Source organism: Enterobacter sp. DNB-S2 (genome assembly GCF_019443845.1).
GTDB lineage: Bacteria > Pseudomonadota > Gammaproteobacteria > Enterobacterales > Enterobacteriaceae > Enterobacter > Enterobacter asburiae_B.
Genome location: NZ_CP050520.1, coordinates 1,777,069 through 1,796,302 on the forward strand (window position 1 = coordinate 1,777,069; position 19,234 = coordinate 1,796,302).

At 57.8% G+C, this 19,234-nt stretch carries 22 protein-coding genes; 7 read left to right on the plus strand and 15 right to left on the minus strand.

Annotation, left to right across the window (positions count from 1 at the left end; translation table 11 throughout):
- The first annotated feature begins 87 nt into the window (after window positions 1-87).
- Window positions 88-498: a Cu(I)-responsive transcriptional regulator gene (cueR, locus tag HB664_RS08355; RefSeq protein ID WP_219940617.1), complete on the plus strand. Its 411-nt coding sequence runs from the start codon at window positions 88-90 to the stop codon at window positions 496-498.
- On the opposite strand, the gene HB664_RS08360 is transcribed toward cueR, so the two are convergent.
- The 3 genes from HB664_RS08360 to HB664_RS08370 are packed head-to-tail and all read right to left on the minus strand — an operon-like array spanning window position 495 to window position 2,754.
- Window positions 495-947, minus strand: coding sequence for an NfeD family protein (locus tag HB664_RS08360; RefSeq protein WP_219940618.1), 453 nt, complete (start codon window positions 945-947; stop codon window positions 495-497). The two genes, cueR and HB664_RS08360, sit on opposite strands and share 4 nt — an antisense overlap.
- A complete protein-coding gene (locus tag HB664_RS08365; protein ID WP_023310620.1) occupies window positions 944-1,858 on the minus strand; it encodes an SPFH domain-containing protein in 915 nt (304 codons plus the stop codon). The genes HB664_RS08360 and HB664_RS08365 overlap by 4 nt, the downstream gene beginning before the upstream one ends.
- A 44-nt stretch (window positions 1,859-1,902) precedes the next feature.
- Complete coding sequence (locus HB664_RS08370) at window positions 1,903-2,754, minus strand: hypothetical protein (protein ID WP_219940619.1); 852 nt, start codon at window positions 2,752-2,754, stop codon at window positions 1,903-1,905.
- A gap of 143 nt (window positions 2,755-2,897) precedes the next feature.
- On the opposite strand from HB664_RS08370, the gene fetA reads away from it, so the two are divergent.
- Window positions 2,898-3,569, plus strand: a complete 672-nt coding sequence (fetA, locus tag HB664_RS08375; protein WP_045887951.1) for an iron efflux ABC transporter ATP-binding subunit FetA — start codon at window positions 2,898-2,900, stop codon at window positions 3,567-3,569.
- A 34-nt stretch (window positions 3,570-3,603) separates the two neighbouring features.
- Window positions 3,604-4,344 carry an iron export ABC transporter permease subunit FetB gene (fetB, locus tag HB664_RS08380; protein WP_375156386.1) on the plus strand — a complete coding sequence of 247 codons (741 nt, stop codon included), beginning with the start codon at window positions 3,604-3,606 and terminating at the stop codon, window positions 4,342-4,344.
- A 49-nt stretch (window positions 4,345-4,393) separates the two neighbouring features.
- Here the strand turns inward: fetB and HB664_RS08385 are convergent, their stop codons facing one another.
- Genes HB664_RS08385 through tesA form a run of 3 tightly spaced genes read right to left on the minus strand, consistent with a single transcriptional unit; the run spans window position 4,394 to window position 6,729 of the window.
- Window positions 4,394-5,248 (minus strand): co-chaperone YbbN, encoded by an 855-nt coding sequence (locus HB664_RS08385; RefSeq protein ID WP_023310624.1) that lies wholly within the window; start codon window positions 5,246-5,248, stop codon window positions 4,394-4,396.
- A 58-nt stretch (window positions 5,249-5,306) separates the two neighbouring features.
- On the minus strand, window positions 5,307-6,077 hold the full coding sequence (locus HB664_RS08390; RefSeq protein ID WP_219940621.1) for an SDR family oxidoreductase: 771 nt from the start codon (window positions 6,075-6,077) through the stop codon (window positions 5,307-5,309).
- 28 nt (window positions 6,078-6,105) lie between these two features.
- Window positions 6,106-6,729, minus strand: coding sequence for a multifunctional acyl-CoA thioesterase I/protease I/lysophospholipase L1 (gene tesA, locus HB664_RS08395; protein WP_219940815.1), 624 nt, complete (start codon window positions 6,727-6,729; stop codon window positions 6,106-6,108).
- Between tesA and ybbA the strand changes: the two genes are divergently transcribed.
- From ybbA to HB664_RS08410, 3 genes are all read left to right on the plus strand, one after another.
- Complete coding sequence (gene ybbA, locus HB664_RS08400; RefSeq protein ID WP_023617272.1) at window positions 6,700-7,386, plus strand: putative ABC transporter ATP-binding protein YbbA; 687 nt, start codon at window positions 6,700-6,702, stop codon at window positions 7,384-7,386. The genes tesA and ybbA overlap by 30 nt on opposite strands.
- On the plus strand, window positions 7,383-9,797 hold the full coding sequence (gene ybbP, locus HB664_RS08405) for a putative ABC transporter permease subunit YbbP (protein WP_219940623.1): 2,415 nt from the start codon (window positions 7,383-7,385) through the stop codon (window positions 9,795-9,797). Before ybbA ends, ybbP begins: the two co-directional genes overlap by 4 nt.
- Before the next feature lie 183 nt (window positions 9,798-9,980).
- Entirely contained in the window at window positions 9,981-11,126 is a 1,146-nt protein-coding gene (locus HB664_RS08410; protein WP_219940624.1) for a porin, read from the plus strand.
- A 123-nt stretch (window positions 11,127-11,249) separates the two neighbouring features.
- On the opposite strand, the gene mnmH is transcribed toward HB664_RS08410, so the two are convergent.
- The 7 genes from mnmH to ppiB all read right to left on the minus strand — a co-directional run bounded on the left by mnmH (window position 11,250) and on the right by ppiB (window position 15,961).
- Window positions 11,250-12,320, minus strand: coding sequence for a tRNA 2-selenouridine(34) synthase MnmH (gene mnmH, locus HB664_RS08415; protein ID WP_219940625.1), 1,071 nt, complete (start codon window positions 12,318-12,320; stop codon window positions 11,250-11,252).
- Window positions 12,321-12,404: 84 nt separating this feature from the next.
- A complete protein-coding gene (purK, locus tag HB664_RS08420) occupies window positions 12,405-13,472 on the minus strand; it encodes a 5-(carboxyamino)imidazole ribonucleotide synthase (RefSeq protein WP_032661448.1) in 1,068 nt (355 codons plus the stop codon).
- Window positions 13,469-13,978, minus strand: a complete 510-nt coding sequence (gene purE, locus HB664_RS08425) for a 5-(carboxyamino)imidazole ribonucleotide mutase (protein ID WP_023310631.1) — start codon at window positions 13,976-13,978, stop codon at window positions 13,469-13,471. The genes purK and purE overlap by 4 nt, the downstream gene beginning before the upstream one ends.
- Before the next feature lie 161 nt (window positions 13,979-14,139).
- Window positions 14,140-14,325 carry a hypothetical protein gene (locus tag HB664_RS08430; RefSeq protein ID WP_029741050.1) on the minus strand — a complete coding sequence of 62 codons (186 nt, stop codon included), beginning with the start codon at window positions 14,323-14,325 and terminating at the stop codon, window positions 14,140-14,142.
- Between the two features lie 68 nt (window positions 14,326-14,393).
- Window positions 14,394-14,603: a YdgH/BhsA/McbA-like domain containing protein gene (locus HB664_RS08435; protein ID WP_023310633.1), complete on the minus strand. Its 210-nt coding sequence runs from the start codon at window positions 14,601-14,603 to the stop codon at window positions 14,394-14,396.
- A gap of 137 nt (window positions 14,604-14,740) precedes the next feature.
- Entirely contained in the window at window positions 14,741-15,463 is a 723-nt protein-coding gene (gene lpxH, locus HB664_RS08440; protein ID WP_219940626.1) for a UDP-2,3-diacylglucosamine diphosphatase, read from the minus strand.
- A 3-nt stretch (window positions 15,464-15,466) separates the two neighbouring features.
- Complete coding sequence (gene ppiB / locus HB664_RS08445) at window positions 15,467-15,961, minus strand: peptidylprolyl isomerase B (protein WP_023310635.1); 495 nt, start codon at window positions 15,959-15,961, stop codon at window positions 15,467-15,469.
- 174 nt (window positions 15,962-16,135) lie between these two features.
- On the opposite strand from ppiB, the gene cysS reads away from it, so the two are divergent.
- Window positions 16,136-17,521 (plus strand): cysteine--tRNA ligase, encoded by a 1,386-nt coding sequence (cysS, locus tag HB664_RS08450; protein ID WP_029741052.1) that lies wholly within the window; start codon window positions 16,136-16,138, stop codon window positions 17,519-17,521.
- 89 nt (window positions 17,522-17,610) lie between these two features.
- Here cysS and HB664_RS08455 read toward each other — a convergent pair whose 3' ends face one another.
- Both HB664_RS08455 and malI read right to left on the minus strand, forming a co-directional pair.
- Window positions 17,611-18,138, minus strand: coding sequence for a metal-dependent hydrolase (locus tag HB664_RS08455; protein ID WP_039263988.1), 528 nt, complete (start codon window positions 18,136-18,138; stop codon window positions 17,611-17,613).
- Between the two features lie 74 nt (window positions 18,139-18,212).
- Window positions 18,213-19,229: a Mal regulon transcriptional regulator MalI gene (gene malI / locus HB664_RS08460; protein ID WP_023310638.1), complete on the minus strand. Its 1,017-nt coding sequence runs from the start codon at window positions 19,227-19,229 to the stop codon at window positions 18,213-18,215.
- Between the last annotated feature and the right edge of the window lie 5 nt (window positions 19,230-19,234).

Below are 19,234 nucleotides of genomic sequence, written 5' to 3' on the forward strand. Positions count from 1 at the left end.
ACTGGTCAGTAGTTGACCGGAGTAACGCTTTTCGCTAACTGTTATGAAGGTTAAACCTTCCATCAAGGGGAAGGTCAAGGGGGAAATGTGAATATCAGTGACGTGGCAAAAAAAACTGGCTTAACCAGCAAGGCAATCCGCTTTTATGAAGAGAAGGGGCTGGTAACGCCACCGCTGCGCAGTGAAAACGGCTACCGCAGCTACACGCAGCTGCATCTGGATGAACTGACGCTGCTGCGCCAGGCAAGACAGGTGGGGGTTAATCTGGAAGAGTGCGGCGAGCTGGTGAACCTGTTTAACGATCCGAAGCGTCACAGCGCCGACGTGAAAAAACGCACGCTGGAAAAAGTGGCCGAGATCGAACGCCACATCATCGAGCTGCAGGCGATGCGCGAACAGCTGCTGCAGCTCGCGGAATCCTGTCCGGGGGATGACAGCGCCGACTGCCCGATTATCGATAATCTTGCCGGCTGCTGTCATCGTAAGGCTTCTGCTTAGCAGGCTTTCACCCGCAGGGTAATGCCTTCCACCGCAATGACCTCAACCCGCGTGCCGGCGCTGAGGTCTTCGTCTGCGACCACCGGCCACGAGCTGTCGCCCACGCGCATGTGCCCGCGTCCGTTTACCAGCGCGGTGTCGAGCGTAAAACGCTTGCCGACAATCTGCTGTCCGCGCTGGTTGAGGTGCGCGTCCAGCGGCTTTTGCTCGGTAACCCGCCGGTTTAGCCAGCGCCACCACAGCCACGCGGCCACCAGCGTGAGCACGGCAAATAGCGCACCCTGCCACGCCCAGTCCAGGGGAAGGATCCAGACCAGAAGGCCCGTAATGACGGCGGCAACACCGCTCCAGAGCAGGTAGCCGTTGCCGCCCAGCATCTCCGCCGCCAGCAATAAGCCGCCGAGGCTTAGCCAGAAGGCATGAGGATGTGCAGCGATCACCTCAATCATTTTTTACGCTCGTTTCCGCTGTCTTTAATCAGTTCGGCAATACCGGCGATAGAGCCCATCAGGCTGCTGGCCTCCAGCGGCATCATCACCACTTTGCTGTTGTTCGCCGATCCGATCTGTTTTAGCGCGTCGGTATATTTTTGCGCGACAAAGTAGTTCACGGCCTGGATATCACCGGCGGCAATCGCCTCGGACACCATCTGGGTGGCGCGGGCTTCCGCCTCGGCTGAACGTTCACGCGCTTCCGCCTGTAAGAATGCGGACTGACGATCGCCTTCCGCTTTCAGGATCTGCGACTGTTTTTCCCCTTCCGCTTTGAGGATCTCCGCCTGGCGTACCCCTTCGGCTTCCAGAATGTAGGCACGCTTGGTTCGCTCGGCCTTCATCTGGGCGTTCATGGAGGCGATCAGCTCCGCCGGCGGACGCACGTCGCGGATCTCAATACGGGTGACTTTGATCCCCCACGGGTTCGTTGCCTCATCGACAATGTGCAGCAGGCGGGTGTTGATGCTGTCGCGCTGGGAAAGCATTTCGTCCAGCTCCATCGAGCCGAGCACGGTACGGATGTTGGTCATCGTCAGGTTGACGATCGCCAGCTCCAGGTTGCTGACCTCATAGGCCGCTTTCGGCGCATCAATCACCTGAATAAAGCAGACGGCGTCAATGGTGACGTTGGCGTTATCCTTGGAGATGATCTCCTGAGAAGGAATGTCCAGTACCTGCTCCATCATGTTGATCTTGCGACCAATCCGGTCCATGAACGGAACAATCAGGCTTAAGCCTGGCTGGAGGGTATTGGTATATCGACCGAAACGCTCGACGGTCCACTGATAGCCCTGAGGGACAATTTTGACGCCTGCGCCCACAATAACCAGCGCAACGAAAATAAGGACAGGAACAACGATAAGCATAAAAACCTCCTGTTTTGCATGCTGTGATGAGTGAAAGTGTGTGTTTATTGCTCGTAAGTATAGGTAAAGTCAGAGATGAATCCATCACCCGCTTCGGCAATGGCTTTGGATAATCCCTGGTAGTACTTCTCCAGCCCCAGCGCTTCGATACGCTGGATCTGTTCGCGAATGGGGGCGCAGAACAGAACGGCATTCCCCGCTTCAACGCGCTTGTTATTAGGGGGAAGGTCGCCCGCGATGGCCTTGAACCACGTTCTGATACCCTGCTTTAAATTATGCGGCGCTTTAGTCAGGTTATCCATGCCCGTCAGAACCTGCAGGGTGGGAAACTCATCGGCCAGCACGGCGGTTTTCATGCGCACAAAGAACTGGCTGAACAATTCAAACGATCCCAGATCGGTCACGCGTGGTTTGGTCGTTTTGCCGTTTTTATTGCCGATTTTCCCTGCGGCTGACGCTGCGGCCGGAACCGCATTCACCTTTTCCAGATCCAGCCCGAATAACAAATTACAGTGCGCACGGCGCTCTTTCAGCGGGTAGGACATCAGCACGTCAATGAATTGGGTGGCCTTTACATCTGCAAGATCGTGGTTGATAAGCCACTGGGTACGAGAAAATTCAGCCGGAGAGACGAACCAGTCGGGTACCTCATTGAAACGTTTGGATTTTCCCTTGCCGTCAAATTCCAGGAAGTGTGTCCCGTTGTCGAAGGCGAAATAGCAATTTTTGAAACTGCCGATCGTGGTGTTCACGATAAGCGCCTTCTTAACAAAATCCACCACCTCTGCACCGATGACAAAACGCGTGAGTTCCGACGATTTGATGACTTCCATTAATGTTTCGACATCAGGAACACCAGGCTTCAGGGAAGGAAACTCATAAAAGATATGTGCCATGCTGCTTACTTCCTGTAGTGATGGTGGAGACAAATAACAAACAAAAAGTTTAACACTTGCTTTAGCGTGAGGCTATTCGCTCTGTGCGCACGAAAGGATTATGCTACAGGCGGTTATTACACGAAGCGGTTAACGGAAGCGTAATGAACGATAAAAAAGAACTATTACATCTCAGGGATATCGGATTTCGTGTTGGAGAAAATATTATTCTTCAGCACGTCGGGTTTAGCCTGTCGCCGGGCGAGTTTAAATTAATCACGGGACCTTCGGGCTGCGGTAAAAGCACGCTGCTGAAAATTGTGGCCTCACTCCTCAGCCCGACGGAGGGCACCATTCTGTTTGAAGGACAGGATATCTCAACCCTGTCCCCGGAAAACTATCGCCAGCAGGTCTCCTACTGCGTGCAAACCCCCGCGCTGTTTGGCGATACGGTTTATGACAACCTGATTTTCCCGTGGCAAATCCGCAATAAAACGCCGGAGCCGGAAAAGTTTATCAGCGATCTGGCCCGCTTTGGCCTGGCGCAGGAGACGTTAACCAAATCCATCACCGCGCTGTCAGGCGGAGAAAAGCAGCGCGTCTCGCTGATCCGCAACCTGCAGTTTTTACCGAAGGTGCTTTTGCTGGATGAAATTACCAGCGCGCTCGATGACGTCAACAAGCGCAACGTTAACGAGATTATTCATCGCTACGCCCGGGAGCAGAACATTGCCGTGCTGTGGGTGACGCACGACGCTAATGAAATAACCCATGCGGATGACGTGATTACGCTTCAGCCGCACGGCGGGAAAATGCAGGAGGCTAACCGTGGGTGAGCATAACATTACCAATGAATCACTGGCGTTTTCGATGGTGCTGGTGCTGATTGCGATTGTGGTCAGCTATCGGGAAAAGCTGGGGCTGGAAAAAGATATTGTGTGGAGTATCTGCCGCGCGGTGGTTCAGCTCATCATCGTCGGCTATGTGCTGAAGTATATATTTAACGTCAACCACGCTGTGCTGACGCTGCTGATGGTGCTCTTTATCTGTTTCAACGCGGCGTGGAATGCGAAAAAGCGCAGTAAATACATTGATAAGGCGTTTATCTCGTCGTTTATCGCTATTACCACCGGGACGGCGCTCACGCTGGCGGTGCTGGTGCTCTCCGGCTCGATTGCCTTTACGCCGATGCAGGTTATCCCTATCTCCGGGATGATTGCGGGGAACGCCATGGTGGCCGTTGGGCTCTGTTATAACAATCTCGGCCAGCGCTTCAGCAGTGAACAGCAGCAGCTTCAGGAGAAATTAAGCCTGGGGGCGACGCCTAAAGTGGCCTCGGCGCGGCTGATTCGTGAGAGCATTCGCTCATCGCTGAACCCAACGGTCGATTCAGCCAAAACGGTGGGGCTGGTGAGCCTGCCTGGCATGATGTCGGGGCTGATTTTTGCCGGTATCGATCCGGTCAAAGCGATTAAGTATCAGATCATGGTGACGTTTATGCTGCTTTCCACGGCAAGCCTGTCAACCATCATTGCCTGTTACCTGACCTATCGGAAGTTCTACAACGCGCGTCACCAGCTGGTGGTGACGCAATTAAAGAAAACGGGTTAAGCCTGTTTTGTAGGCCCGGTAAGCGTTAGCGCCACCGGGCATTTTTTTGTTAGTAGAGCAACGCGTACAGCTGACGACGATACTTCGATGCCAGCGCGTCTCCGGTGCCCAGCGCGGCCAGAATTTCCTGGAACATCTTGCGCGCCTGACCGTCTGCGGCTGCCAGGTCTTTTTGCAGGTGGCTGAACAGCAGCTCCAGCGCCTCTTCGTTACGCCCCACCTGGTGCAGCTGCAGCGCCAGCTGGCTTGCCAGCGCGGCATCGGCCGGGTTGTCGGCAACCTGCTGCTGCAGCTGCTGAATTTCCGGGGTGTCCGCGGCCTGTTTCAGCAGCTCAATCTGCGCGACCAGACCCTGATAGCGGGTGTCCTGATCCTGCAGCGGAACCGTCTTGAGTACGGCTTCCGCGTCTTCTGAACGGTGCAGGGCGATCTGCGTTTCCGCCAGCAGCAGGCCAATCTGGCTGTTCTGATTCGACAGCTGCCACGCCTCTTTGAGCAGCGGCAGCGCCTCGTCGTATTTACCTTCCTGCATCAGCGCCATGCCTTCCTGCGCTTTCAGCTCTTCTTCACGCGGCAGCACTTTATCCAGCAGGGCGCGGATAGCCTCTTCCGGCTGCGGCCCCTGGAAACCGTCAACGGGCTGACCGTTCTGGAACAGATAGACGGTAGGAATGGCGCGCAGACCAAACTGAGACGCCACCATCGGCTCGGCGTCGCAGTCCAGCTTAGCGAGAATGAACTGACCGTTGTACTGGGCGGCAAGGCTTTCCAGCACCGGCGTCAGCTGCAGGCAGTGTTGGCTGCGTTCAGACCAGAAGTAGAACAGGACCGGTTTGGTCATCGACTGTTCAAGGGTCTGTTGCAGGTTAGCTTCTGTAATATTGACGATATTCTGTACGGACATGCGGCTTTCTCTTTTGTCGGTTTGTTCTTTACATGGGGATGAGCGTCGTCGCTTCAACTCAACCGTGCAAAATTTTGTCCATCATCCGGCCCGGCAGCAGGCGTTTTAACCAGCCTACGGCATGGGTGACCAGCGTCACCGGATAGCGCATTTTAGGATGTTCGCTCTCAAAAGCATGGCGCACTTTGGCCACCACCGCCTCTGGCCCGAGGGTAAAACGTGCGGCAATGCCGGGGTTCTCGACCGGCTTATCCGCCTGGGTCTGGTTCACGTTTTCGGTAAAGCGGGTGCGGATCGGGCCGGGTTCAATCAGGCTGACCTTGATGCCGCTGTGGCGCAGCTCCATGCGCAGGGCGTCGGACCAGGCCTCCAGCGCATATTTGCTGGCGGCGTAGGCGCCGCGGCCCGGGGTGGAAATCAGCCCCATCACTGACGATGTCATCACGATGCGCCCTTCACCGTGCGGCAGCATCGCGGGGAGCAGGCGCATGGTGAGCTGATGCACGCCGAAGAAGTTGGTCGAAAACTGTTTCTCCAGCGTTTCGCGGGAGAGCGTATCCAGCGGGCCATACACGCCGTAGCCGGCATTGTTAAAGAGCCCGTAGAGACGATTGTCGGTCAGCGCGATCACCTCATCGGCGGCGCGTTCAACGCTCTCCGGCGAGTCCATATCCAGCAGCACGCCGGTAAAGCCCAGCCCGTTCATGCGTTCGACATCGTCGGGTTTGCGACACGCCGCCAGCACCCGAAACCCCTGGCGCTTCATTTCGAGCGCGCTTTCCAGGCCGATTCCACTGGAACATCCTGTAATTAAGACCGATTTTTGCATAACTTTACCTGTCAGGATCTCCGCTTAATCAGGAGTCATGTTTAACTAAAGGAGCCAGCCGCGTTGCCATCCAGTCGGCAATAAACGGCTGAGCATCGCGATTGGGGTGGATCCCGTCGTCTTGCATCCACTGGGGTTTGAGATAGACCTCTTCCATGAAAAATGGCAGCAGCGGAATATCAAACTCTTTGGCAAGCTTAGGGTAGATCGTGCTAAAGGCTTCATTATACCGACGACCGTAGTTAGCGGGCAGGCGAATTTGCATCAGCAGCGGCTGGGCGTTTGCCGCTTTGATATCCTGCAAAATGGTGCGCAGCGTTTGCTCGGTTTGCTGAGGCTGAAAACCGCGCAATCCATCGTTACCGCCAAGTTCCACCAGCACCCAGCGCGGCTGATGCTGTTTGAGCAGCGCAGGCAGGCGCGACAGGCCCTGCTGCGAGGTATCACCGCTGATGCTGGCGTTGATTACCGACGTCTTGCTCTGCCATTTGTCGTTGAGCAGCGCGGGCCAGGCCGCGCTGGCCGCCATGCGATAGCCTGCGCTCAGGCTGTCGCCGAGAACCAGTAACGTGTCCGCTGCCGCCGCGCGGAAGGTCATCAGAATCAAAAACAGGAAGGGCAAATGCCAGCGGAAAACAGTGTTGAAGTTCATCATCTTAAGAAGTCCGTCGGTCAGGGGGAACACGAGCTTTCCATCCTTACTGGAGTTGAACTCGTTGTCAAACGCGCTGAAACCATCGCGCTGATTGGCGAATCCGGCTCCGGCAAGTCCACGCTGCTGGCGATTTTGGCCGGTCTGGACGACGGCAGCAGCGGCGAGGTCCACCTTGTCGGGCAACCGCTGCATCAGCTTGATGAAGAGGCGCGGGCCGCGCTGCGCGCGCGTCACGTTGGTTTTGTCTTCCAGTCCTTCATGCTGATCCCAACCCTGAACGCGCTGGAAAACGTCGAACTCCCGGCGCTGTTGCGCGGTGAAAACAGCCGTGAAAGCCGGGCGCACGCGAAGGCGCTGCTGGAACAGCTCGGTCTGGGCAAGCGTCTCGACCACCTTCCCGCACAGCTTTCCGGCGGTGAGCAGCAGCGCGTGGCGCTGGCGCGGGCGTTTAACGGTCGTCCCGAAGTCCTGTTTGCCGATGAGCCCACAGGTAACCTTGACCGTAAAACCGGTGACCGGATTGCCGACCTGCTGTTTTCGCTCAACCGCGAGCACGGCACCACGCTGATCCTCGTCACCCACGATCCGCAGCTCGCCGCCCGCTGCGACCGCCGCCTGCGGCTGGTGAACGGTATTCTTCAGGAGGAGGCATGATTACCCGCTGGTTCTGGCGCGAGTGGCGCTCGCCCTCGCTGCTGATTGTCTGGCTGGCGCTAAGCCTGGCGGTGGCCTGCGTGCTGGCGCTCGGCAGCGTCAGCGACCGCATGGAAAAAGGGCTTAGCCAGCAGAGCCGGGAGTTTATGGCGGGTGACCGGGCGCTGCAAAGCTCCCGCCCGGTGCCGTCGGGCTGGATTGACGAAGCGCGTAAACAAGGGCTGAAGGTGGGGGAGCAGATAAGCTTCCAGACCATGACCTTTGCGGGCGACACGCCGCAGCTCGCCAGCGTTAAAGCCGTCGATGATATCTATCCGATGTACGGCGAACTGCAGACCAACCCGCCAGGGCTGAAGCCAAAGCCCGGCACGGTGCTGCTGGCATCACGTCTGATGGCGCTTCTGAACCTGAAACCCGGCGACAGCATCGACGTCGGCGACGCCACCCTCAACATTGCCGGGGAAGTGGTGCAGGAGCCCGATTCCGGCTTTAACCCCTTCCAGCTCGCGCCGCGCCTGCTGATGAACACCGCGGATGTCGCGGCAACCCATGCGGTACAGCCGGGCAGCCGCGTCACCTGGCGCTATAAGTTTGGCGGCACGCCTGCCCAGCTTGACGCGTATGAAAAATGGCTTCTGCCGCAGCTCAAGCCGGAGCACCGCTGGTACGGGCTGGAGCAGGACGAAGGGGCGCTCGGTAAATCACTTGAACGTTCTCAGCAGTTCCTGCTGCTTTCGGCACTGTTGACCCTGCTGCTGGCGGTGGCGGCGGTTGCCGTGGCGATGGGGCACTACTGCCGCAGCCGTTACGACCTGGTGGCGATCCTCAAAACCCTGGGGGCGGGCAGGGCGCAGCTGCGCAAGCTGATTGTCGGCCAGTGGCTGATGCTGCTGGTCCTCTCCGCGATTACTGGCGGAATAATCGGGCTGCTGTTTGAAAAACTGCTGATGGTGATGCTGAAGCCGGTGCTCCCGGCCGCCTTGCCGCCGGCCAGCCTCTGGCCGTGGCTGTGGGCGATGGGCGCAATGACGGTGATTTCGCTGCTGGTGGGGCTACGCCCGTACCGCCTGCTGCTCGCGACGCAGCCGCTGCGCGTGCTTCGCAACGATGTGGTGGCGAACGTCTGGCCGCTGAAGTTCTACCTTCCGGTGATTATTGCCGTGGCGGTGGGGCTGCTGGCGTGGCTGATGGGGGGCAGCACGCTGCTGTGGGCGGTACTGGCCGGGGCGGTTGTGCTGGCGCTGCTGTGCGGCGTGCTGGGCTGGATACTGCTTAACGTCCTGAAGCGGCTCACGGTGAAATCGCTGCCCGTGCGCCTGGCGGTCAACCGCCTGCTGCATCAGCCGTGGTCAACGCTCAGCCAGCTGTCGGCGTTTTCGCTGTCGTTTATGCTGCTGGCGCTGCTGTTAGTGCTGCGCGGCGATCTGCTCGATCGCTGGCAGCAGCAGCTTCCCCCGGAAAGCCCGAACTATTTCCTGATCAACATTTCCCCTGAGCAGGTCACGCCGCTGAAGGGCTTCCTGTCGGAGCATCACATTATCCCTGAGTCGTTCTATCCCATCGTGCGCGCGCGTCTGACGCAGATCAACGGCCAGCCAGCGGACGGAAACAAGGACGAGTCGCTGAACCGCGAGCTGAACCTGACCTGGCAGGATAAACGCCCTGACCACAACCCGCTAACCGCGGGCACCTGGCCGCCGAAAGCGGGTGAGGTGTCGATGGAAGAGGGGCTGGCGACGCGGCTGAACGTGAAGCTCGGGGACAGCGTGACCTTTACCGGCGATACCCAGGATTTTACCGCGAAAGTCACCAGCCTGCGTAAAGTGGACTGGGAAAGCCTGCGGCCAAACTTCTTCTTTATTTTCCCGCCGGGCGCGCTGGACGGGCAGCCGCAGAGCTGGCTGACCAGTTTCCGCTGGGAAAATGGCAACGGCATGCTGACCCAGCTCAACCGGGAGTTTCCGACGGTCAGCCTGCTGGATATTGGGGCGATCCTGAAGCAGGTGGGGCAGGTGCTGGAGCAGGTGAGCCGCGCGCTGGAGGTCATGGTGGTGCTGGTGACCCTCTGCGGCGTGCTGTTGCTGCTGGCCCAGGTGCAGGTGGGCATGCGCCAGCGCCATCAGGAGCTGGTGGTCTACCGCACGCTGGGTGCCGGAAAGCGGCTGCTGCGGATGACGCTCTGGAGCGAGTTTGCGCTGCTGGGGCTGGTGGCGGGTCTGGTAGCGGCCATTGGCGCGGAAACGGCGCTGGCGGTGCTGCAGACAAAGGTTTTCGACTTCCCGTGGGAGCCTGACTGGCGTCTCTGGTTGATCCTGCCTCTCAGCGGCGCGGTGCTGCTTTCTCTCTGCGGAGGCTGGCTCGGCACGCGGCTGTTAAAGGGCAAAGCCCTGTTCCGTCAGTTTGCGAGTTGATTTAGCACGGTGATAGTTGCGCACCGGGTTTTAATGCCGGTGCGCAGCGTTTAAATAGCACAAACTGATAATACCCACTCATTTAGTAGCACAAAACATTAAAAACCCGACCACACGGCCCGATTATTTCCAGTTAATATTCACCCGCTAAATATTTAGCAGCGTGTCTATTAAGGAAAAATAATGACTATAAAAAAATCAGCGCTGGCGGCAACGATCGGCGCGGCAGTGGCATTGACTACCTTCGCTTCTCAGGCGGAAATCACCGTTCTTAAGCAGGAGCCTCAGGCGGGTAACCCGCTGAGCCGCCTGAACTTTACCGTTGGCGGCAGTATTCGTCCTCAGTTCCAGAACATGACCGGCGACGACGGTAAAAACAGCTACAAGCGTAACGGCTTTGACGGCGGCACCCGTTTCCGTTTCGCGGCTGATTACTACCTGTTTGATGACATCAGCTGGATCAGCTACTACGAGCTGGGTGTCAATATTCCTGCGCAGTTTAACTGGGATCACCACTACGCCGACGGCGCACACGACACCACGCGTCGTATGCTCTACACCGGTCTGAAGAGCGATACCTGGGGTACGCTGACCTTCGGTCAACAGAACAGCGTTTACTATGATTTGGTGGGCGCGAAAACCGATATCTGGGACTACGACATGATCGGTCAGGCGCCAGGTAACGGGATCAACGGCGATTACGACGGTTCTTACCGTTCACGCCAGATGCTGAAATATAAGAAAACCGTGGGCGATGCCGACATCTACGCATCTTACCTGTTTGAAGACAGCGAATACCTGCCGGGCAACGGCCTGCGCTACAAGCGTAAAGGCGGCGGCTCGCTGGGGCTGGATTACCACCTGACCACCGATCTGACCTGGGGCGCCGCGTGGAACTACACCCGTGCGGACATGCGTAACCCGGACAACGGCGACAGCAAAACCTATGACCAGAACATCCTCGGTACCGCGCTGAGCTGGACGCCGGACAACTGGACCTTCTCCGCTGGCGGCGGCTGGTACCAGAACTTCATGACCACCAAAAAAGTGTCGGTTAACGACTACTTTGCGGGTGATGCATGGGGTATTGAATACTTTGCGGGCTACAAGTTCCCAGTCGGCCAGTACGCGGTTAAATCCATCCAGCCTTACTTCATGGGCGACCGTATTGAGTACGTGAACGGCCGTAACTACCAGCGCATCGACAACGGCGTGGGTATCAGCATCCAGCTGGATTACGGTTTCCGCGTGGATTACGAACACGTGTTCACCTCCAGCACCGACAACCTGGGCGACATGAACCTGGTGCGTCTGCGTTACGACTTCTAGGTCGTCTTGTAGGGTGCGGCCTGATGCCCTCACCCTGACCCTCTCCCACTGGGAGAGGGAACAAACATTAAAAACGGCAACCCTGGTTGCCGTTTTGCTTTTACCTCGCCACCCGGCTTTATTTTAGCGATCAAGCCACTCAGCAATTTCTTCGTACGTCCCGCGATACACAATCTTCTCCGCCTTTTTCTCCAGCTGATAGCCGTACATCGGGTCGTAATAGTCCTTCAGCAGCGGCGCAAGCCAGCTGAAGTGCACCTCTGTGCTGCCGGAGCGTTGCTGTTCCAGCAGCGCGGAATCTAACAGTGCGGTGAATTCTGCATACCGCTGCAGCCCCAGACGGCGGCGAATGGCGAACAGGCCGTGGTGCAGATACTCGCTGTATTCTTTCCAGCCCGCTTCCTCGCCGTATGCGGCAGAAAAGTCCGCCCACATGTGGTCGAAATACTCTTCGCGCAGGCGCTCAAGGCGGACGTCAAACGGGTCTTCGACGACAACGATAGGGGCTTCAGCCATGCGGTCGCGCAGGCACTCCGGCAGGTGGTTGGAGCCAATCATCCGGCCCTCGTCTTCCAGCACCCAGCGCGCGGCGTCTTTTTTCAGGAGCTCAACCGCAAGGTGGTTTTCAAAGCTGGCCTGGGTAAGCTGCGGCGTGAGCGTGCGGCCAAACGACGAACCGCGATGGTGCGCCAGCCCTTCCAGATCGATGCCCTGCGCGTGCTGCTTCACCAGCAGGGTTTTGCCGTTTCCGGTGCAGCCGCCAATAAGCACCATCGGCTTTTGCGACTGCTCGATAGTCACCTGAATCGCCGTCTGGCGGAGGGCCTTATAGCCGCCGCGGATCAGCGGGTAGTCGACGCCCGCCTCTTTCAGCCAGGCCTGCGAGATATGCGAGCGCTGGCCGCCGCGCGCGCAGCAGAGAAAGCCCTCAGGATGGGCAAGGCTGGCTTCCCGCCAGGCGTTGATGCGTGCCTCTCGCGTCTCGCCGCTTACCAGCTGATGGCCGAGCGCCAGCGCGGCGTCGGGCCCCTGGCGTTTATAGCAGGTACCGACGGCGGCGCGCTCGTCGTCGTTCATTAAGGGCAGGTTGACCGCCGCAGGCATCGCGCCCTGGGCAAATTCGATCGGCGCGCGAACGTCGATTAAAGGGGTATCAGACGCGAAGATCGCGCGATAGTCCGTTCCATCGTTCATGGTTGTTCCAGAAGAAAACTCAGCAGCAATGGGCGGGGATTGTACGCCGGGGAAGGGGAAGATCAACTCCCCGGCGCAGATGTCTTACTTGAGCTTAGACTGTGCCCAGACAATACCGCTCGCATATTCCGGCGGCAGGAGCGGGATCATCGCTTCCAGGGTGGCGCTCAGGCGGCCCGTGTCGCTGTCGTTCAGGTTCAGGTGACCGACCTTACGACCCGCGCGTACCTCTTTGTCATACCAGTGCAGATGCACGAGCGGCAGCTTCAGCCAGTCGTAGTTCAGATCGGTGCCGATCAGGTTGATCATCACCGACGGGCTGTTCACCACCGGCTGCGGCAGCGGCAGGTCGGTGATTGCACGCAGGTGCAGCTCGAACTGGCTGATGGACGCGCCGTTTTGCGTCCAGTGGCCGCTGTTGTGCACGCGCGGTGCAAGTTCGTTGATCAGCAGACCGGACGGGGTGATAAAGCACTCCATCGCCATGACGCCGACATAACCGAGTTCGTGCATGATGGCAGAGAGCATATCTTCCGCCTGCGCCTGCTGGTCAGCATTGGCGTGCGGGAAGGCGACGCTGGTGCGCAGAATGCCGTCCTGATGCAGGTTATGCGTCAGCGGATAAAAGACGGTATGCCCGTCGTGCCCGCGCGCGCCAACCAGCGACACTTCACCGCTGAAGTTGATGCCCTGCTCAACGATGCACTCGCCGTAGCAGTCGTCCGGCAGTTCTGCCGTTTCATCTGCACGCAGGCGCCACTGGCCGCGGCCGTCATAGCCGCCCACGCGGCGCTTCACGATTGCCAGCTCGCCCAGCATCGCGAAAACGTCATTCCACTCGCTTTTATCGGACAGGAGCTGCCACGGCGCGGTCGGCAGACCGAGCTTGTCGAACAGCTGCTTTTGCGTCAGACGGTCGGCGATGATCGGGAACACGTCGCGGTTAACGAAGGCGTTATGACGCGCCAGCTCGCGCGTCAGAGCCGTTTCCGGCCAACGTTCGATCTCGGCGGTGATCACGCTCTGGTGGAACGGTACGGCTTCCGGTTCGGCGTCCAGCCCGACGGGCCAGACGGCAATACCCAGCGGCTCACCGGCCTGACGCAGCATGCGGCCTAGCTGGCCGTTACCGAGGACGCAAACCTGCTTCATGCCGCACCCCGCGGGTCCGGATTGTCCAGCACCTCGTCGGTCTGGGCTTTACGCCACTCCGCCAGACGCTGGTGTAATGCTTTATCGTGCGTCGCAAGAATTTGCGCCGCCAGCAGGGCTGCGTTCGCCGCACCCGCTTTACCAATCGCCAGCGTGCCGACAGGAATACCGCGCGGCATCTGGACGATGGAGTAGAGGCTATCCACACCGCTTAACGCGGCGCTTTGGACCGGAACGCCCAGTACCGGCACCAGGGTTTTGGCGGCAATCATGCCTGGCAGATGTGCTGCGCCGCCCGCGCCGGCAACGATCACCTCATAACCGTTCTCTTCGGCGCTTTCGGCGAAGCTGAACAGTTTGTCCGGTGTACGGTGCGCGGAGACCACTTCAACGTGGTGCGGAACATTCAGGATTTCAAAGATTTCGGCGGCGAACTGCATGGTAGCCCAGTCGCTTTTGGACCCCATCACGATGGCGACACGCGCCGGATTATTGCGGGAAGACATGCGTCTTAAAACTCCTGTGGTGCGAAACACACTGCTTTCGAGGGCACAGAGAATAGCATGTTATACGGGCAAGGAAAACGGTTGCGCGGTTAAAAGGTGAGCAGTTATGGCGAGAAAGCGATAACAAAAAAGACCGCATGATGGCGGTCTTTTATATGATGTTACTGAAGATCCCCTGCGGACAGGTTCTCGTTGTCGAACGCGCGGCTGACATCGATATGATTCACCATGCTGGTGTCGGCATTCGAGCCCGATTTTGGCACGGAGAAGCGATTCTCCGCGGCCTGTGCGCCAGTGGACACCACGACTGCCAGCAGCAGGGTACTTACGATGCTGATGTTTTTCATTCTCTGTTCCTTCCTCATCGTATTGTCGCTGTCGCACGTCTTCGCTGGCGGCACGGCAATCAGGGTTTTTATTTAGTCAGTTCTGCGGTCATGTACACGCGGTTGTTGACCTTCGCGCTCGTGATTTTATAAGAGGCATTCTGCTCGGCGGCCTGCGCGGCAATTTTCGCTTCTGCGCGGTCAAGGGTAGAGGCGGTTGCGCTCACGCTTTGAGCGAAAGAACCGAAAGAAACCAGGGAAAGAGCGGCAACTGCAACGAAAGTTTTGATAGATTTCATGGTCGTATTCCTTAAGTATTTTATCTGGGATAGGGCGTGTTGCCCTGATGTGATAAATAATAGGCCGACCACGGGCTGATTAAAATCGAAACAATTTGCCGATATTGTTCAAAAAAATAGAATGATGGTGCGAGGGGTTAAAACGGAAAGGCGATCAGCTCCACGCCCTCTGGCGTGACTTTGACCATGGAGCCTTCGGTGTGCCAGGCACCCAACACCACGCGATGGGCCGGTTCGCCGTTGGCGATAAGGGAATGGACGTCAGGACGGTGCGTATGACCGTGGATCAACCACTGAACGCCATGCTTTTCCATCACGCTCGCCACGGCCTGCGGGTTCACGTCCATGATGGTCATGGATTTGCTGCTGTTGGCGGCTTTACTGCCCGCGCGCATTCTGGCAGCTATGCGGTTACGGATAAACAGCGGCAGCGCAAGGAACACCTTTTGGATCCACGGGGTGTGGACTTTGGCGCGAAACGCCAGGTAGCCGGTATCGTCGGTGCAGAGCGTGTCGCCGTGCATGATCAGAACCCTGCGGCCATAGAGGTCGAGCACCTGCTCTTCCGGCAGCAGCGTCATGCCGCTTTCGCGGGCGTAGCGCTTGCCGATCAGGAAATCACGGTTGCCGTGAATGAAGTAGCAGGGGACGCCGGAATCCACGAGCGCGTGAATGGCGGCGGCCATTTCACGGTGCAGCGGGTTAGGGTCGTCGTCGCCAATCCAGGCTTCAAAGAGGTCGCCCAGGATGTACAGCGCATCGGCGCTTTTCGCTTCACCGCGTAAAAAACGCAGAAAACCGGCGGTTATCGCCGGTTCTTCTGTTTGCAGATGCAGATCCGCAATAAAGAGTGTCGCCACGAATTACTCGCTGACGGTCACGCTTGTAATCACAACGTCTTCTTTAGGAACGTCCTGGTGCATACCGCTGCGGCCAGTAGCGACGGCTTTGATCTTGTCAACCACGTCCATACCTTCAACCACTTCTGCGAATACGCAGTAGCCCCAACCCTGCAGGCTTTCGCCGGAGAAGTTCAGGAAGTCGTTGTCCGCCACGTTGATGAAGAACTGCGCGGTGGCAGAGTGTGGCGCCTGAGTACGGGCCATTGCCAGCGTACCGCGGGTGTTTTTCAGACCGTTGTTCGCTTCGTTTTTAATCGCTTCTTTGGTCTCTTTCTGGTTCATGCCAGGTTCGAAACCGCCGCCCTGGATCATAAAGCCGTTGATCACGCGGTGGAAAATGGTGTTGTTGTAGAAACCTTCGCGGCAGTAGTCCAGGAAGTTTTTAACTGTTTCAGGCGCTTTGTCATCAAAGGTTTTGATTACGATATCGCCATGATTAGTGTGGAAAGTAACCATTTTTGCATCCTGTTCCGTTATTGTGGTACGTCGACCCGCGTTCGGGTCATCTATAGGGGCTTGTTATAGCATAACCACAGGATGCGATCACCTTGCATTGTGTGCTGCTTCGGGTTTGAATTACGGGTAGAATAGCCGGTTTTCAACCACACACGTGTTTACATGGAATCTTCGATGTTAAAAATCTTTAATACAATGACGCGCCAGAAAGAGGAATTTAAACCTATCCATGCCGGGGAAGTCGGCATGTACGTGTGTGGTATTACGGTTTACGATCTCTGTCACATTGGCCATGGCCGTACCTTTGTCGCTTTTGACGTGGTGTCACGCTACCTGCGTTTTCTGGGCTACACCCTGAAATACGTGCGTAATATCACCGACATCGACGACAAAATCATCAAGCGCGCTAATGAAAACGGCGAAAGCTTCGTTGCGCTGGTCGATCGCATGATTGTCGAAATGCACAAAGATTTCGACGCCCTGAATATTCAGCGCCCGGACAGCGAGCCGCGCGCGACCCACCATATTCACGAAATCATCGAGATCACCGAAAAGCTGATCGCTCGCGGTCATGCCTACGTTGCGGACAACGGTGACGTGATGTTCTCGGTGCCGACGGACCCAACCTACGGTTCGCTTTCCCGTCAGGATCTGGACCAGCTCCAGGCCGGCGCGCGCGTTGACGTGGTTGACGTGAAGCGTAACCCGATGGACTTCGTGCTGTGGAAAATGTCCAAAGAGGGCGAGCCAAGCTGGCCATCACCGTGGGGCGAAGGCCGTCCGGGCTGGCACATTGAATGTTCCGCGATGAACTGCAAGCAGCTGGGCAAGCACTTCGATATCCACGGCGGCGGTTCAGACCTGATGTTCCCGCACCACGAAAACGAAATCGCGCAGTCTACCTGCGCCCACGGCGGCGAGTACGTGAACTACTGGATGCACTCCGGCATGGTAATGGTTGACCGCGAGAAGATGTCTAAATCGCTGGGTAACTTCTTCACCGTGCGCGACGTGCTGAAGTATTACGACGCGGAAACCGTGCGCTACTTCCTGATGTCCGGCCACTATCGCAGCCAGCTGAACTACAGCGAAGAGAACCTGAAACAGGCGCGCTCGGCGCTGGAGCGCCTGTATACCGCGCTGCGCGGAACCGACAGGTCTGTTCCTGCTGCAGGCGGCGAAGCGTTCGAAGCCCGCTTTGTTGAGGTGATGAACGACGACTTCAACACCCCGGAAGCGTACTCCGTGCTGTTCGACATGGCGCGCGAAGTGAACCGCCTGAAGTCAGAAGATATGGCCGCGGCGAATGCGCTGGCGTCCCATCTGCGTAAGCTCTCCTCCGTGCTCGGCCTGCTGGAGCAGGATCCGGACGCGTTCCTGCAGAGCGGTGCGCAGGCGGACGACGGTGAAGTGGCGGAAATTGAAGCGTTGATCAAAGCGCGTCTGGAAGCGCGTCAGGCAAAAGACTGGGCGGCGGCAGATGCGGCGCGTAATCGTCTGACCGAGATGGGCATCATTCTGGAAGATGGCCCGCAGGGCACCACCTGGCGCCGTAAGTAATTTTCCCCTCACCCTAACCCTCTCCCAAAGGGAGAGGGAATTATTAGGTTTTCTCCCTCTCCCCGTGGGAGAGGGCCGGGGTGAGGGCATCAGCGCCCACGTTTTCTCCACCACAGCAACCCCATCAGCACGACTCCCGGCAGCCACACCCACAGCAGCTCCGACACGATCACCTGATGCCCGTACGGCGTGGTGTAGCGCGACAGCGCAAACGGCGCGACCTTAATCACCTGCCACGGCGCAAAGAAGCGTTCATCTGACCACGGCCACAGCCAGCCGACGCCTTTCCCGCCCGTGGTAATCGAATCCAGCAGGCTGTGCGAAAGCAATGACACGGTTAAAAACAGCCAGCACCGCGTCAGGCTGGCCCGGAACCACCGTCGTCCAGTCAGCACGCAGAGTATCGGCACCACAAAGGCGAACAGCAAGGAGTGGGTAAAGCCGCGATGGCCGAAAACATTGCCGTACGCGACGCCGAACTTGAACGCCAGCACGTCGGCATCCGGCAGCATGGCGAGGACAATCCCTGCAAAAAGCAGGCGGGGAGGAATCACTTTGGTTCCGAGGCCTAAGCCCAGACAAAGCGGAACAGCGGCGTGTGTAATAACGGTAGGCATTGCGATTATCCATGGCAAATCATGGAAATATAGCAGTAAACCCGCGCCGGCAGATCCGCGTCAAATTCTTATTTTTACGCCGACTCGCGCGCGATAAGCTGTCCGGAAAGCGTAATGCGCTGGGTTTGCAGCGTCGGCTCCTTCAGCGTGCGAATAATCAGCCCGGCAGCCTGACGCCCCGTCTCTTCGCTGGCGGACGACACGTAGGTAAAGGACGGCGAGGTGAGGTTAACGTGGAGCATATCTTCGAAACCGACCAGCGCGACCTGCTGCGTCAAAAACACATCTTTACCCACCGTTCGTCCAACCTGATGAATACCGGAGATGGAGCCGATCATGGCATCCGGCGAGTGGCAGAGCAGGGCGGTGATGGTGTTGTTTTTTTCCAGCAGTTGGCGGGTGGCGAAACCCGCTGCCAGGGTGTCATCGCTGCAGGCCGGAGAGTATTCATCGCGCCAGACCAGCCCGTTCTGCGTCATCGCGCTGCGAAAACCAAGAAGGCGCTGCTCGCGGATAAGGCAGCCTTCACGTCCGCCAATGTAGGCAATATTGCGATGGCCGCGCTCGATAAGATAACGCACCGCCAGATTTGCCGCCTGACGGTTATCGCGCATCACCAGATTGCATTTTTCATCCAGCAGCGACTGAGAAACCACCACCAGCGGCAGCGGGCAGCGGCGAATCTGCTCCGGCAGGGTGGAGGTGCGGGTATCCGAGGCCAGATAGATAACCCCGGCGACGCCCTGCTGCTTAAACGACAGCAGGCAGCGCTCAAGATGGTCATGGTCGTTCTGGGGCTGGCCGAGAAAAACCATATACCCCTGTTTTTCAAGATCCTGGACGATGCTCGCCATCACCTTGATGGAGAAACTGTCGCTAAAGTCGCGGAGGATCAGGCCAATCAGATTGGACGTATTGGCGCGGAGGTTGGCAGCGGCGACGTTATGAACATAGCCCAGCGTATTGATGGCAGCGTTGACCTTCTCGATCGTTGCCTCTGAGATTTTCCCTTTCTGGCGCAAAACCAGCGAGACGGTTGAGACCGACACGCCCGCGTGCTTTGCGACATCAATAATGCTGACTTTCTTCAAAACCG

Bases quoted from the DNA above. Each gene is read 5' to 3' on its own strand.
- HB664_RS08360 (WP_219940618.1), bottom strand. From the start codon at position 947: ATGATTGAGGTGATCGCTGCACATCCTCATGCCTTCTGGCTAAGCCTC.
- HB664_RS08365 (WP_023310620.1), bottom strand. From the start codon at position 1,858: ATGCTTATCGTTGTTCCTGTCCTTATTTTCGTTGCGCTGGTTATTGTG.
- HB664_RS08370 (WP_219940619.1), bottom strand. From the start codon at position 2,754: ATGGCACATATCTTTTATGAGTTTCCTTCCCTGAAGCCTGGTGTTCCT.
- fetA (WP_045887951.1), top strand. From the start codon at position 2,898: ATGAACGATAAAAAAGAACTATTACATCTCAGGGATATCGGATTTCGT.
- fetB (WP_375156386.1), top strand. From the start codon at position 3,604: ATGGTGCTGGTGCTGATTGCGATTGTGGTCAGCTATCGGGAAAAGCTG.
- HB664_RS08385 (WP_023310624.1), bottom strand. From the start codon at position 5,248: ATGTCCGTACAGAATATCGTCAATATTACAGAAGCTAACCTGCAACAG.
- HB664_RS08390 (WP_219940621.1), bottom strand. From the start codon at position 6,077: ATGCAAAAATCGGTCTTAATTACAGGATGTTCCAGTGGAATCGGCCTG.
- ybbA (WP_023617272.1), top strand. From the start codon at position 6,700: ATGCCAGCGGAAAACAGTGTTGAAGTTCATCATCTTAAGAAGTCCGTC.
- tesA (WP_219940815.1), bottom strand. From the start codon at position 6,729: ATGAACTTCAACACTGTTTTCCGCTGGCATTTGCCCTTCCTGTTTTTG.
- ybbP (WP_219940623.1), top strand. From the start codon at position 7,383: ATGATTACCCGCTGGTTCTGGCGCGAGTGGCGCTCGCCCTCGCTGCTG.
- HB664_RS08410 (WP_219940624.1), top strand. From the start codon at position 9,981: ATGACTATAAAAAAATCAGCGCTGGCGGCAACGATCGGCGCGGCAGTG.
- mnmH (WP_219940625.1), bottom strand. From the start codon at position 12,320: ATGAACGATGGAACGGACTATCGCGCGATCTTCGCGTCTGATACCCCT.
- purK (WP_032661448.1), bottom strand. From the start codon at position 13,472: ATGAAGCAGGTTTGCGTCCTCGGTAACGGCCAGCTAGGCCGCATGCTG.
- purE (WP_023310631.1), bottom strand. From the start codon at position 13,978: ATGTCTTCCCGCAATAATCCGGCGCGTGTCGCCATCGTGATGGGGTCC.
- HB664_RS08430 (WP_029741050.1), bottom strand. From the start codon at position 14,325: ATGAAAAACATCAGCATCGTAAGTACCCTGCTGCTGGCAGTCGTGGTG.
- HB664_RS08435 (WP_023310633.1), bottom strand. From the start codon at position 14,603: ATGAAATCTATCAAAACTTTCGTTGCAGTTGCCGCTCTTTCCCTGGTT.
- ppiB (WP_023310635.1), bottom strand. From the start codon at position 15,961: ATGGTTACTTTCCACACTAATCATGGCGATATCGTAATCAAAACCTTT.
- cysS (WP_029741052.1), top strand. From the start codon at position 16,136: ATGTTAAAAATCTTTAATACAATGACGCGCCAGAAAGAGGAATTTAAA.
- HB664_RS08455 (WP_039263988.1), bottom strand. From the start codon at position 18,138: ATGCCTACCGTTATTACACACGCCGCTGTTCCGCTTTGTCTGGGCTTA.